Source organism: Vibrio sp. OY15, from assembly GCF_000742455.1.
Classification (GTDB): Bacteria; Pseudomonadota; Gammaproteobacteria; order Enterobacterales; family Vibrionaceae; genus Vibrio; species Vibrio alginolyticus.
Genome location: NZ_JPIL01000003.1, coordinates 64919 through 78058, shown reverse-complemented (window position 1 = coordinate 78058; position 13140 = coordinate 64919). Strand labels below are relative to the sequence as shown.

At 44.3% G+C, this 13140-nt stretch carries 13 protein-coding genes; 11 read left to right on the top strand and 2 right to left on the bottom strand.

Features of this window, described 5'->3' with window-relative positions:
- Positions 1–404 precede the first annotated feature (404 nt).
- The 8 genes from IJ23_RS04335 (at position 405) to nqrM (ending at position 7666) form a co-directional block, all read left to right on the top strand.
- Entirely contained in the window at positions 405–1745 is a 1341-nt protein-coding gene (locus IJ23_RS04335) for a Na(+)-translocating NADH-quinone reductase subunit A (RefSeq protein ID WP_005380264.1), read from the top strand.
- Positions 1746–1750: 5 nt separating this feature from the next.
- On the top strand, positions 1751–2995 hold the full coding sequence (locus IJ23_RS04330) for an NADH:ubiquinone reductase (Na(+)-transporting) subunit B (protein ID WP_005380265.1): 1245 nt from the start codon (positions 1751–1753) through the stop codon (positions 2993–2995).
- Positions 2985–3755 carry a Na(+)-translocating NADH-quinone reductase subunit C gene (locus tag IJ23_RS04325; RefSeq protein WP_005380267.1) on the top strand — a complete coding sequence of 257 codons (771 nt, stop codon included), beginning with the start codon at positions 2985–2987 and terminating at the stop codon, positions 3753–3755. The genes IJ23_RS04330 and IJ23_RS04325 overlap by 11 nt, the downstream gene beginning before the upstream one ends.
- Positions 3755–4387, top strand: coding sequence for an NADH:ubiquinone reductase (Na(+)-transporting) subunit D (locus IJ23_RS04320; protein WP_005380269.1), 633 nt, complete (start codon positions 3755–3757; stop codon positions 4385–4387). The genes IJ23_RS04325 and IJ23_RS04320 overlap by 1 nt, the downstream gene beginning before the upstream one ends.
- 7 nt (positions 4388–4394) lie before the next feature.
- Positions 4395–4991: an NADH:ubiquinone reductase (Na(+)-transporting) subunit E gene (gene nqrE, locus IJ23_RS04315; protein ID WP_005380270.1), complete on the top strand. Its 597-nt coding sequence runs from the start codon at positions 4395–4397 to the stop codon at positions 4989–4991.
- A gap of 33 nt (positions 4992–5024) precedes the next feature.
- Positions 5025–6248: an NADH:ubiquinone reductase (Na(+)-transporting) subunit F gene (nqrF, locus tag IJ23_RS04310; RefSeq protein ID WP_005380271.1), complete on the top strand. Its 1224-nt coding sequence runs from the start codon at positions 5025–5027 to the stop codon at positions 6246–6248.
- A gap of 157 nt (positions 6249–6405) precedes the next feature.
- Positions 6406–7410 carry an FAD:protein FMN transferase gene (locus tag IJ23_RS04305; RefSeq protein ID WP_005380272.1) on the top strand — a complete coding sequence of 335 codons (1005 nt, stop codon included), beginning with the start codon at positions 6406–6408 and terminating at the stop codon, positions 7408–7410.
- Between the two features lie 22 nt (positions 7411–7432).
- On the top strand, positions 7433–7666 hold the full coding sequence (nqrM, locus tag IJ23_RS04300) for a (Na+)-NQR maturation NqrM (RefSeq protein WP_005380273.1): 234 nt from the start codon (positions 7433–7435) through the stop codon (positions 7664–7666).
- A gap of 158 nt (positions 7667–7824) precedes the next feature.
- Here nqrM and IJ23_RS04295 read toward each other — a convergent pair whose 3' ends face one another.
- A complete protein-coding gene (locus tag IJ23_RS04295) occupies positions 7825–9042 on the bottom strand; it encodes a response regulator (protein WP_005380276.1) in 1218 nt (405 codons plus the stop codon).
- 187 nt (positions 9043–9229) lie between these two features.
- Here IJ23_RS04295 and IJ23_RS04290 point away from each other — a divergent pair, with 187 nt between their 5' ends.
- Together IJ23_RS04290 and dinB are read left to right on the top strand one after the other, a co-directional pair.
- Entirely contained in the window at positions 9230–9463 is a 234-nt protein-coding gene (locus tag IJ23_RS04290) for a DUF2789 domain-containing protein (RefSeq protein WP_005380277.1), read from the top strand.
- Positions 9464–9539: 76 nt separating this feature from the next.
- The gene (dinB, locus tag IJ23_RS04285; RefSeq protein WP_025768236.1) at positions 9540–10604 is read left to right on the top strand and encodes a DNA polymerase IV; all 1065 of its coding nucleotides are present in this window, start codon (positions 9540–9542) and stop codon (positions 10602–10604) included.
- Here dinB and IJ23_RS04280 read toward each other — a convergent pair.
- Positions 10601–12526 (bottom strand): RecQ family ATP-dependent DNA helicase, encoded by a 1926-nt coding sequence (locus IJ23_RS04280; RefSeq protein ID WP_033905533.1) that lies wholly within the window; start codon positions 12524–12526, stop codon positions 10601–10603. The two genes, dinB and IJ23_RS04280, sit on opposite strands and share 4 nt — an antisense overlap.
- Positions 12527–12602: 76 nt before the next feature.
- Between IJ23_RS04280 and IJ23_RS04275 the strand changes: the two genes are divergently transcribed.
- On the top strand, positions 12603–13082 hold the full coding sequence (locus tag IJ23_RS04275) for a GreA/GreB family elongation factor (protein WP_005380280.1): 480 nt from the start codon (positions 12603–12605) through the stop codon (positions 13080–13082).
- The last annotated feature ends 58 nt before the right edge of the window (positions 13083–13140 follow it).

Sequence of the window (13140 nt, the reverse complement as noted above, 5' to 3'; positions counted from 1 at the left end):
GACGTTAACGTGGCACAAATTCTGGTTAAAAAATGTGTTAACAGTGTTTCAACAAATGAATGGAAATTGCAGAATATTTCAGGCGATGAATATCACTTTTCCATAAGATATGTATGGAATATGGCATTTGTGCGATGGGTCAAAGTTATGACTATTCTTTGACCTTTTAGACCTGATTCTACCGAAATAACCCCTCTATTCTAATGATTGATCATGGCATCAAGTTCCTAAAAAATGCTAGACTACGGCACCTGATAAATCTCGCGTATTCCTTGTGACGAGATTTTTAATAGGATGTTGCGATTTTGATGTTTAAAACAACATCAAAACCGGACACTGATGTCGTGTCTAAAAGTTACGCAATCAAAAGAATCTTTTTCCCGATAAAAGTAGTGCAAGTGCGTATGATTACAATAAAGAAGGGCTTGGATCTTCCTATCGCAGGAACTCCATCCCAGGTGATTAATGATGGTAAGACCATCAAAAAAGTCGCCTTGCTTGGCGAAGAGTACGTTGGCATGCGACCTACCATGCATGTCCGCGTTGGTGATGAAGTGAAAAAAGCGCAAGTTCTTTTTGAAGATAAAAAGAACCCAGGCGTGAAATTTACTGCACCAGCAGCCGGTAAAGTGATCGAAGTTAACCGTGGCGCTAAACGTGTCCTTCAATCTGTAGTGATTGAAGTGGCAGGTGAAGAGCAGGTGACATTTGATAAGTTCGAAGCCGCTCAACTTTCAGGTCTAGATCGTGAAGTGATCAAGACTCAGTTGGTTGACTCTGGCTTATGGACCGCTTTACGTACTCGTCCGTTTAGCAAGGTTCCTGCAATCGAGTCTTCTACTAAGGCTATTTTCGTAACTGCAATGGATACTAATCCACTAGCAGCTAAGCCTGAGTTGATCATTAATGAGCAACAAGAAGCATTCATTGCTGGTCTAGACATTCTTTCAGCCCTGACAGAAGGCAAGGTTTACGTATGTAAATCTGGCACTAGCTTGCCACGCTCTTCACAGTCTAACGTAGAAGAACACGTCTTCGATGGCCCTCACCCAGCAGGTCTTGCTGGCACCCACATGCATTTCCTATACCCAGTAAATGCAGAGAATGTGGCATGGAGCATCAACTACCAAGACGTTATCGCGTTCGGTAAGCTGTTCCTAACTGGTGAGCTATGCACAGATCGTGTTGTGTCTCTAGCTGGCCCAGTTGTGAATAACCCTCGTCTAGTCCGTACCGTAATGGGTGCAAGCTTAGATGACCTAACAGATAACGAGCTGATGCCTGGCGAAGTTCGTGTGATCTCTGGTTCAGTACTAACAGGTACACATGCAACTGGTCCACACGCATACCTTGGCCGTTACCATCAACAGGTTTCTGTATTACGTGAAGGCCGTGAAAAAGAACTATTTGGCTGGGCAATGCCTGGTAAGAATAAGTTCTCGGTAACTCGCTCTTTCCTTGGTCACGTATTCAAAGGTCAGTTGTTCAATATGACAACGACGACCAATGGTAGTGATCGTTCAATGGTTCCAATTGGCAACTACGAACGCGTAATGCCTCTAGATATGGAGCCTACTTTGCTGCTTCGTGATCTATGTGCCGGCGACACAGACAGTGCTCAAGCACTGGGTGCGCTTGAACTGGATGAAGAAGATCTAGCATTGTGTACCTTTGTATGTCCAGGTAAGTACGAGTACGGTACGTTACTTCGTGAATGCCTAGATACTATCGAGAAGGAAGGGTAATTTTCATGGCTCTTAAAAAGTTTCTTGAAGACATCGAGCATCATTTTGAGCCTGGTGGCAAACACGAAAAATGGTTTGCCCTGTACGAAGCTGTAGCAACAGTTTTTTACACCCCAGGTATCGTAACAAATAAAAGCTCGCACGTTCGTGATAGCGTTGACCTAAAACGTATCATGATCATGGTTTGGTTTGCGGTATTCCCAGCAATGTTCTGGGGTATGTACAACGCAGGTGGCCAAGCTATTGCAGCACTTAACCACATGTACGCTGGTGACCAACTAGCGACAGTTATCGCAGGTAACTGGCACTACTGGCTAACAGAAATGCTTGGCGGCACTATCGGTGCGGAAGCGGGTGTTGGCAGTAAGATGCTACTAGGTGCGACTTACTTCCTGCCAATCTACGCAACAGTATTTATTGTTGGTGGCTTCTGGGAAGTGTTGTTCTGTATGGTGCGTAAACACGAAGTTAACGAAGGTTTCTTTGTAACTTCTATCTTATTCGCACTTATCGTTCCACCAACGCTACCTCTATGGCAAGCGGCACTAGGTATCACATTTGGTGTTGTTGTAGCAAAAGAGATCTTCGGTGGTACAGGTCGTAACTTCCTTAACCCTGCACTTGCAGGTCGTGCATTTCTATTCTTCGCTTACCCAGCACAAATTTCGGGTGACGTAGTATGGACTGCAGCTGACGGCTTCTCTGGTGCAACTGCTCTTAGCCAATGGGCTCAAGGTGGTAACGGTGCTCTAGTTAACACAGTAACTGGCGCTCCTATCACTTGGATGGACGCGTTCATCGGTAACATCCCTGGCTCTATTGGTGAAGTATCGACTCTAGCTCTAATGATCGGTGCAGCGATGATCGTTTACATGCGAATCGCTTCATGGCGCATCATTGCGGGTGTGATGATCGGTATGATCGCAGTATCGACTCTGTTTAACGTGATCGGTTCTGACACTAATCCAATGTTTAATATGCCATGGCACTGGCACCTAGTTCTAGGTGGTTTTGCATTCGGTATGTTCTTCATGGCAACGGACCCAGTATCAGCGTCATTTACTAGCAAAGGTAAATGGTGGTACGGCATCCTGATTGGTGCAATGTGTGTGATGATCCGTGTAGTTAACCCAGCGTACCCAGAAGGTATGATGCTGGCGATTCTATTCGCGAACCTATTCGCACCTCTGTTCGACCATGTAGTGATTGAGAAGAACATCAAGCGGAGACTAGCACGCTATGGCAAGTAATAACGACAGCATTAAAAAGACGCTGGGTGTTGTTATCGGGTTGAGCCTTGTTTGTTCAATCATCGTATCAACAGCAGCAGTAGGTCTGCGTGATAAGCAAAAAGCTAACGCTGTCCTAGATAAGCAATCAAAGATCGTTGAAGTTGCAGGCATTGACGCAAACGGTAAGAAAGTACCAGAGCTATTTGCTGAGTACATCGAACCTCGTCTAGTAGACCTTGAAACAGGTAACTTTACTGAGGGTAATGCATCTACGTACGATCAACGTGAAGCATCAAAAGATGCAGAACGTTCAATCGCATTGACACCAGAAGAAGACGTAGCTGATATCCGTCGTCGCGCGAATACAGCAGTGGTGTACCTTGTAAAAGATCAAGATGAAGTCCAAAAAGTTATCCTGCCTATGCACGGTAAAGGACTATGGTCGATGATGTATGCCTTTGTAGCCGTTGAAACTGATGGTAACACTGTGTCTGCTATTACTTACTACGAGCAAGGTGAAACTCCTGGACTTGGTGGTGAAGTAGAGAACCCTTCATGGCGCGATCAATTCATTGGCAAGAAATTGTACAATGAAGATCACCAGCCAGCGATTAAGGTCGTGAAAGGCGGCGCACCGCAAGGTTCTGAGCACGGTGTTGATGGCCTATCAGGAGCGACGCTCACTAGTAATGGTGTTCAACACACATTTGACTTCTGGTTAGGTGATATGGGCTTTGGTCCTTTCCTAGCAAAAGTTCGTGACGGAGAACTTAACTAATGTCTAGTGCACAAAACGTTAAAAAGAGCATCCTAGCGCCAGTGTTGGATAACAACCCAATCGCGCTACAAGTTCTTGGTGTATGTTCTGCTCTTGCAGTAACAACTAAACTAGAAACAGCTTTTGTAATGACACTAGCGGTAACATTTGTAACTGCGTTGTCTAACTTCTCTGTTTCATTGATCCGTAACCACATTCCTAACAGTGTGCGTATCATCGTTCAGATGGCAATCATCGCATCGTTAGTAATCGTGGTAGACCAAGTGCTAAAAGCTTACCTATACGATATCTCTAAACAGCTATCTGTATTCGTTGGTCTGATTATCACTAACTGTATCGTAATGGGTCGTGCTGAAGCATTCGCAATGAAGTCTGCGCCAGTACCATCTCTTATTGACGGTATTGGTAACGGTCTAGGTTACGGCTTCGTTCTTATCACTGTAGGTTTCTTCCGTGAGCTATTTGGCTCAGGCAAACTATTTGGTCTAGAAGTTCTACCTCTAGTGAGCAACGGTGGTTGGTACCAGCCTAACGGCCTAATGCTACTAGCACCATCAGCATTCTTCCTAATCGGCTTCCTTATCTGGGTAATCCGTATTCTGAAACCAGAACAAGTAGAAGCGAAGGAGTAAGGACGTCATGGAACATTACATTAGTCTGTTAGTTAAATCGATTTTCATCGAAAACATGGCTCTGTCTTTCTTCCTAGGTATGTGTACTTTCCTTGCCGTATCTAAGAAGGTTAAGACCTCTTTCGGCCTAGGTGTTGCAGTTGTGGTAGTTCTGACTATCGCTGTTCCTGTGAACAACCTGGTATACAACCTAGTTCTGAGAGAGAACGCGTTAGTTGAGGGCGTGGACCTTAGCTTCCTAAACTTCATCACCTTTATCGGTGTAATTGCAGCACTTGTACAGATTCTAGAGATGGTCCTAGACCGTTTCTTCCCACCTTTGTACAACGCGCTAGGCATCTTCCTACCGCTGATCACAGTAAACTGTGCAATCTTCGGTGGTGTATCTTTCATGGTACAACGTGACTACAACTTTGCTGAATCGATCGTTTACGGTTTCGGCTCTGGTGTGGGCTGGATGCTAGCAATCGTTGCTCTTGCAGGTATCCGTGAGAAGATGAAGTACTCTGACGTACCTCCAGGTCTACGTGGTCTTGGTATCACATTTATCACTGTAGGTCTTATGGCGTTAGGCTTTATGTCTTTCTCTGGTGTTCAACTGTAAGTCGGGTAAACCGCAACAATTAAGGAATAGTCAATGGACATTATTCTTGGTGTAGTGATGTTTACTCTGATCGTACTAGCACTAGTACTAGTGATTCTTTTCGCTAAGTCTAAGCTTGTACCAACAGGTGACATTACAATTTCTGTGAACGATGACCCTTCTCTGGCGATCGTTACACAACCAGGTGGTAAGCTACTGAGTGCTCTAGCAGGTGCTGGCGTATTCGTATCTTCTGCTTGTGGTGGCGGTGGCTCATGTGGTCAGTGTCGCGTAAAAGTTAAATCAGGTGGTGGCGACATCCTACCAACCGAGCTTGACCATATTACTAAAGGTGAAGCGCGTGAAGGTGAGCGTCTAGCGTGTCAGGTTGCAATGAAAACTGACATGGATATCGAGCTTCCTGAAGAAATCTTCGGCGTTAAGAAGTGGGAATGTACTGTTATCTCTAACGATAACAAAGCGACATTCATCAAAGAGCTTAAGCTACAAATTCCAGATGGCGAATCAGTACCTTTCCGTGCTGGTGGTTACATCCAGATTGAAGCTCCTGCTCACCACGTGAAATACGCAGACTACGATATTCCTGAGGAATACCGTGAAGACTGGGAGAAGTTCAACCTTTTCCGTTACGAGTCTAAAGTTAATGAAGAGACCATTCGTGCATACTCTATGGCTAACTACCCAGAAGAGCACGGTATCATCATGCTTAACGTTCGTATCGCAACTCCGCCGCCGAACAATCCAGACGTACCACCAGGCATCATGTCTTCGTACATCTGGTCTCTAAAAGAAGGCGACAAGTGTACTATTTCTGGTCCATTTGGTGAGTTCTTTGCGAAAGATACAGATGCAGAAATGGTATTCGTTGGTGGTGGTGCTGGTATGGCTCCAATGCGCTCACACATCTTCGACCAACTTAAGCGTCTGCACTCTAAGCGTAAGATGTCTTTCTGGTACGGCGCACGTTCTAAGCGTGAAATGTTCTACGTAGAAGACTTCGATATGCTACAAGCTGAGAATGACAACTTCGTATGGCACTGTGCACTGTCTGATCCACTTCCAGAAGATAACTGGGATGGTTACACTGGCTTTATTCACAACGTTCTTTACGAGAACTACCTACGTGATCACGAAGCGCCAGAAGACTGTGAATACTACATGTGTGGTCCACCTATGATGAACGCTGCTGTAATCGGCATGCTAAAAGATCTAGGTGTAGAGGATGAAAACATCCTACTAGATGACTTCGGTGGTTAATTCCTCCAAGTGATTGAATCTATGGCTAGCTCTCCAAGAGAGCTAGCCATTATTTTTTATAGACATAAAACTGATACTCAACAGTTGATATAGGTAATCGGATTGAAAGGATTGATCCTATTTCCCATATCAATTCAACAACATTGGGAGTTAACAAGTGAAAAAGTGGCTTGTTGCATTTGCTTCTCTATTGATTTTGGCTGGCTGTGAGCAGCCTGCCGATCAAATTCATTTAAGTGGCCCTACCATGGGGACTTCTTACAACATCAAGTATATCGAGCAAGATGGTATTCCAACGCCAAAAGCGATGCAGACAGAAATTGATCGCTTATTGGAAGAGGTTAATGACCAAATGTCGACCTATCGTGACGACTCAGAGTTAAGTCGTTTTAATCAGCATCAAACGAGCGAGCCATTTACAGTTTCGACACAAACTGCAACGGTAGTGAAAGAAGCAATTCGCCTTAACGGTCTTACTTTAGGTGCATTGGATGTGACGGTCGGCCCTCTAGTTAACCTGTGGGGGTTTGGTCCAGAAGCTCGTCCAGATGTAGTTCCAACCGATGAAGAACTCGCTGCTCGCAAAGCAAATACCGGTATTCACCACCTATCTGTTGATGGTAATACACTGTCCAAAGACCTTCCTAACTTGTACGTCGACCTATCGACGATTGCGAAAGGTTGGGGGGTTGACGTGGTTGCTGACTACCTTCAATCTGAAGGGGTACAGAACTTTATGGTCGAAGTTGGCGGTGAAATGCGTCTCAAAGGTGTCAATCGTGAAGGTGTGCCTTGGCGTATCGCAATTGAAAAACCGACCGTTGATGAACGTTCAATTCAAGAAATTATTGAACCAGGCGACATGGCAATTGCAACAAGTGGTGACTATCGTAATTACTTTGAGAGTAATGGTGTGAGATACTCTCATATTATTAATCCACGAACAGGCAAACCAATTCATCATAAAGTGGTGTCTGTAACGGTATTAGATAAATCGTCGATGACTGCTGATGGTCTTGCAACTGGTCTTATGGTGCTAGGTGAAGACAAAGGCATGGCAATTGCGAACGAAAATAATATTCCTGTTTTCATGATTGTGAAAACGGAAGATGGTTTTAAAGAGTTGGCTTCGGAAGCATACAAGCCATTCATGAAGAAATAACAACAGAAGTGAGCATGTTTTTATGAATACATTTCTAATTACCTTTGCTGTGTTTGTCGCGGTAATCACTGCAATGGCTGTCGGATACATTTTCCAAAAGAAAGTCGTGAAAGGTAGCTGTGGTGGCTTAGGGGCAGTTGGCATCGAAAAAGTGTGTAATTGTCCAGAACCCTGCGATGCGCGTAAAAAACGTGAAGCGCGCGAGGCTGCGCGTGCTGAGAAATTGGCGGCGTGGGAAAAAGATAGAATTGCTTAGTATTGGTTAATCGTACTAAGAAAGTGATAAAGCTCAGCGTTCTGCTGAGCTTTATTTTTAGGCAGCTAACCAAAGCTCAGATGTCCGAGAAAGAGCCCAATACCGTGTTTTGTTGTTTCTTTCTCTCATGTTACAGAGCAAGACCACACTGATAGTCATTAGGACGAAGAAATGATTTGGTTACGTCCGTTCTCTTTGGCCATGTAAAGTCGCTCATCCGCCACTTTTATTTGTTGTTCCAGCTCCCCCTCGATGTTGCTTACACCAATACTCGCGGTCACAAGAATGTTTTTGTCCAAATAAGTTATTGGCGTTTTTTCTATGCGCTGTCTCATTTGTTCTAAGCGTGTTAGAAAGCCGTCATAGTCGCCACTGGCTTGAATACAAAACTCCTCGCCACCAAGCCTAGCGACAATATCATTTGGAAAATAGATTTTTAGAATATTCGCTATCATGACTAACACTGCATCGCCGCCCTCATGTCCGTGTGTATCATTTACTTGCTTAAAGAAATCGATATCAAGCATCGCGATGTTTCTTTGAGCGTTTTCTACATGGGGTTGCTCAAACAGAAAGCGGCGGTTCCATAAGCCCGTTAGCGCATCTTGATTTGCCATTTTAAACAGTTCAGATGTTGCGTCTTTGATATCTAACAGTTGGTGAATACGGCAAAAAAATTCTTCTTGATTAAATGGCTTGTATAAAAAGTCATTGGCCCCTGCTTTTAGAAACCTAGCCGTCATGGTCTTAGAGTTACTACCCGACAAGCCGAGAATGGCTAATTGATTTTTATCCCACTTCCGACGTAATTCACGCACCATAGTAATGCCATCTTTAACGGGCATATCATGGTCGGTTAAAACGAGAGTGATATCTGGATTTTGCTCGACAAGCTCTAGGGCTTTTTGCCCATTGTCAGCTTCCAACGTCTGAATATATTGATGCTCCAAAAGTTGGGCAATGTGTCTTCTTACGGTGTGTGAATCATCAACGACTAAACATTTGTGTTGTTGATTGTTGGTTAGTCGCTTGAGGAGTGGTAATAGATAGGAAACGGACGCCATGCTGTCTTTCAAAATATAGTCGAGGACACCTTTTGCAAGCATCTTTTCGCGAGTGTCTTCTTGAAATCGAGCCGTTAAAACAATGACACGATGACCATGTTCCAAAACGAGGTCAATAATCTCGCCATCTTGAGCATCCGGTAAACAATAGTCTAAAACCGCACAGAAGAGGTCCTGTGCTGAAGATAACAAGTTCTTTGCCTCCGCGTAGCTTTCCGCTGCGATGACCTCATAACCAGCTTGGCTTATTGTTTGGCAAAGAAAGTTTTTAAATGCACGACTATCTTCAACAACCAGAATCTTATTACTCAAGCGCAGTCCCCAAAATTAATTGTTTAAAATCAATGATAACTAAAATTAAACTTATCGCCATCAAAAAACACATGTCAACCAAAAGTAGAACAACTACTCAAATGTTTGACACGCATCCGTTAACATCACATCATTATTCCTGTCTTAGTTATATAATTATGTTTAGCTAACGTAGGGAGAAAGTAGTATGGAAATGCATCAACATGGTATGGCTGAGCTATTTCAACAACTGGGCCTCGGTAGCTCTCCTCAAGAAATGAAAGATTTTATTAATCAACATCGACACAAAAGAGATTCTGCGCCTTTACATGAAGCTAGCTTTTGGACGATGTCACAGGCGAACTTTCTAAAACAAGCCATCGAAGAAGATGCAGATTGGGCCGAATTAGTCGATCAATTGGACGTAATGCTTCGAGATTGACGTTCGCTTAAACACGCCCATTTCTCTTCAGGTAGATTTGATTTATACTGTTTTTTTGAACAGTGCTTTGATGGCTATGTCAGATCGAATTAGAAAAATTATTCATGTCGATATGGATTGTTTTTATGCTGCCGTAGAGATGAGAGATAACCCCAGTTACCGTGGCATTGCACTCGCTGTTGGCGGACATGAAAAGCAGCGTGGAGTGATTAGCACCTGTAATTATGATGCGCGTAAATATGGTGTTCGCAGTGCAATGTCAACGGCGCGCGCGCTGCAACTCTGTCCTCATTTGTTGGTTGTGCCCGGTAGAATGCATGTATATAAGCAAGTCTCTCAGCAGATTCGTGCTATTTTTGAGCGTTATACGCCTATCATTGAACCTCTCTCATTGGATGAAGCATACCTCGATGTCACGGACTCGACAGCTTGCCGTGGCTCCGCTACGTTGATCGCAGAGTCAATTCGCCGCGATATCTGGAGTGAACTTGGGTTGACGGCATCGGCGGGCATTGCTCCGATAAAGTTTCTTGCCAAGGTCGCGTCAGACATGAACAAGCCCAACGGTCAGTTTGTGATTCCGCCAGAGAAAGTCCAAGAGGTTATCGATAGTCTTCCGCTAGAGAACATTCCTGGTGTGGGGAAGGTGAGTCTTGAGAAGCTCCACCAAGCCGGTTTTTATCGATGTGAGGACATTAAAAACAGTGACTATCGAGAGTTGTTGAGGCAGTTTGGTCGTCAGGGTGCCTCCTTATGGCAGCGAAGCCATGGAATTGATAATCGAGAAGTCGTTGTTGAGCGCGAGAGAAAGTCCGTCGGTGTGGAAAGGACATTCAGCCAGAACATCGCAACCTATGATGAATGTTGGCAAGTGATTGAGGAGAAACTTTATCCTGAACTCGAGAAACGTTTAGAGCGTGCAAGCCCAGATAAGTCGATTATTAAACAAGGTATTAAAGTCAAATTTGCCGACTTTCAACTGACAACAATTGAGCACATCCATCCGCAATTAGAGCTTGAGGACTTCAAGATCTTGCTAAGAGATATTCTTAAACGCCAAAATGGACGGGAAATTCGCCTTTTAGGCTTGAACGTGATGCTCAAGCCCGAAGACCAAGCGCGTCAATTGAGCTTTTTTTAGGCCCTTACCGTTTCTACCTGCGTTAATACCTGCTCAAAACTTACATTTGCCATTGCACCATAACCTGCTAGCTTTGAGGCTTTTAGCTGGCTAATCAAAGGAGTGCTGATTCCGCACAAGAAGCGAGCAACGGCATCATTACTGATGGCCGATGGGGAAAGCTGAATAAACTCCCGCGCCCATATCGATACTTGAGATTGTTCAATATCTTCAGGTTCTGGTGCTGTGAATGTGGCGACGTGACCACGACACACGGAGCAGTGACCACATTGCTTTGGTGCATCGTGATCCGCAAAGTAGTTCGCCAATTGTGAGCTCAAACAGTGCTCGGACTGGAACAAGTGCAGCATGGTGTGGATTCTTTCGATATCTTTGCTTTCTTTGGATTGGAACAGTTCATACAGTTGTTGGATTAAAACATCCGAGCTCTGTTTGGTTGGCATAACTGAGTACACGTCCGTCAGTTGTTTGCTCTCTAGTTCTATCCAGCCGTTCTGGTGAAAATAGTCGAGCGCTGCGACAACTCGGCTGCGTTCCGATTGATAGTTCATCCATAGCGCTTCTAGATCAACTTGGCACCACACTTTGGCTTTTTGTGAGCAGGAAAAAATAGCCTCCACAAATTGACGTCGCTCGCCTTGAAATTGATTCACAATAAATTGCTGATCGTGCAAAAACTTAAACCGATATTCCGCAAAGTAACTGTACTTTGCTTCAATGACGTTATGTAGCTCCAAATAAACCAACAAGGTTTTGAGTGTCAATTGGCGGATATTACTTTCACGCGACAAACGCAGTGGCACTACCTCCCATTGTGGAGCATGTTCTTTCGCTTGCTCGACTACATAGTTAATTGACGTAAATTCTGGTGTGTCACCATAGACAAAATTCTCCAACACCGTTAGGCCGGACGTATTGCCTAGCAGAATGCACTCCGAGCGTTGCCCGTCCCTGCCTGCACGTCCAATCTCTTGTGCGTAGTTCTCGATTGATTTGGGTAAGTCGAAGTGAATGACGCGTCGAATATCAGATTTATCGACCCCCATACCAAATGCAATCGTTGCAACAATACAGTCAATTTGGCCATCCATGAACTGCTGTTGGATTTGTTCACGAACGTCGCTTTTCATGCCAGCGTGGTATGCGTGAGCGTTAATGCCAATATGGATTAATGACTTTGCTACTCGTTCTGCTGTTTGCTGCTGCGTCACGTATACGATGGTCGGAAGCTTAGGTGAAGAGGCGATGATCTCACTGAGCTGTTCTTGTTTCTTTGTTTCCTCACACGGGATCACCGAGATATCCAGATTAGAGCGGTAGAAGCCTGTAACGGTAATATGTTCACTGGAAATATCGAACTTTTTTTGCATGTCTTCAATAACTGCAGGCGTTGCCGTTGCGGTGAGAAGTAAAGACTGTGGGATGTTCAGTTCACGTTGATATTGCGGTAGTTTGAGATAATCTGGACGAAAGTTATGCCCCCATTCGGAAATACAGTGCGCTTCATCAATGACCATCAAAGAAATCGGTACTTGGCGAATGAATTCACGAAAACGCTCATTTTTTAGTCGCTCAACAGAAATCATCAAGATTTTGATTTGTCCATTCTTCACGCCAGCCATGACCTGTTGTGCTTCTTCTCTACTTTGACTGCTATCGATAGAAGCGGCCGCGATTCCTTTACTTTGTAAAAAGCTCAGTTGATCCTTCATTAACGCCAACAACGGAGAGATCACCAACGTAAGGTTGGGTAATATGGTTGCAGGTAGTTGATAACAGAGTGACTTCCCCGAGCCTGTAGGAAAGATTGCCGCAGCAGAGTAACCATTCATAACGGCTTCAATAACGGGTTGCTGACCTTGGCGTAATGAGTCAAAACCAAATACAGATTGAAGTGTTTGATGCAGCGAGTCACTTTGCATAATAGGGAAACCTTTCTTTGATGGTAAACTTGGCTACATTAACACACCCCGAATACTAAACGCGCGTCCTAAAAGTATGAACAAAGCTGACTTAGTCCAAATTATCATCCAACATCTGGAAGAAAAACTTCAAGTTGCCCATTCATCGGCTCAGCGAGCTATCGATGCCGCCACAGATGAAGAAACTGTTCCCGAGCACAAGTACGATACATTGGCACTTGAAGCCGCGTATCTTGCTCATGGACAAGCCATGCGAATTCAAGATAGTGAAGAGGAGTTGCGTCAATATCGTTCTTTAGTGACTCGTAACTTTAAGAATGCGCCTGTTGGTGTTGGTGCTTACGTTGTTCTCGCAGATGAGAATTTGATCGAAAAGCACTTCTTTGTAGGCCCTTGCTCTGGTGGTTTGACTGTTCAATATCAGACTCTGGAAGTCTTTGTCTTAACAGCCAAATCTCCTCTGGGTCGAGCGTTGTTCGGGAAAGAAGAGGGTGATGAGGTTGACGTGAAAATAGGAGATAAAACAACTTGTTACGAAGTCGTGACGATTTGCTGACATCTCATGTATCACTCAGTGTTATGTTTAACACGAGTAATGTTAAATAAAAGAGAAT

Excerpts from the sequence above, each read along its gene's own strand:
- IJ23_RS04335 (WP_005380264.1), top strand. The coding sequence starts at position 405 with ATGATTACAATAAAGAAGGGCTTGGATCTTCCTATCGCAGGAACTCCA.
- IJ23_RS04330 (WP_005380265.1), top strand. The coding sequence starts at position 1,751 with ATGGCTCTTAAAAAGTTTCTTGAAGACATCGAGCATCATTTTGAGCCT.
- IJ23_RS04325 (WP_005380267.1), top strand. The coding sequence starts at position 2,985 with ATGGCAAGTAATAACGACAGCATTAAAAAGACGCTGGGTGTTGTTATC.
- IJ23_RS04320 (WP_005380269.1), top strand. The coding sequence starts at position 3,755 with ATGTCTAGTGCACAAAACGTTAAAAAGAGCATCCTAGCGCCAGTGTTG.
- nqrE (WP_005380270.1), top strand. The coding sequence starts at position 4,395 with ATGGAACATTACATTAGTCTGTTAGTTAAATCGATTTTCATCGAAAAC.
- nqrF (WP_005380271.1), top strand. The coding sequence starts at position 5,025 with ATGGACATTATTCTTGGTGTAGTGATGTTTACTCTGATCGTACTAGCA.
- nqrM (WP_005380273.1), top strand. The coding sequence starts at position 7,433 with ATGAATACATTTCTAATTACCTTTGCTGTGTTTGTCGCGGTAATCACT.
- IJ23_RS04290 (WP_005380277.1), top strand. The coding sequence starts at position 9,230 with ATGGAAATGCATCAACATGGTATGGCTGAGCTATTTCAACAACTGGGC.
- dinB (WP_025768236.1), top strand. The coding sequence starts at position 9,540 with ATGTCAGATCGAATTAGAAAAATTATTCATGTCGATATGGATTGTTTT.
- IJ23_RS04280 (WP_033905533.1), bottom strand. The coding sequence starts at position 12,526 with ATGCAAAGTGACTCGCTGCATCAAACACTTCAATCTGTATTTGGTTTT.
- IJ23_RS04275 (WP_005380280.1), top strand. The coding sequence starts at position 12,603 with ATGAACAAAGCTGACTTAGTCCAAATTATCATCCAACATCTGGAAGAA.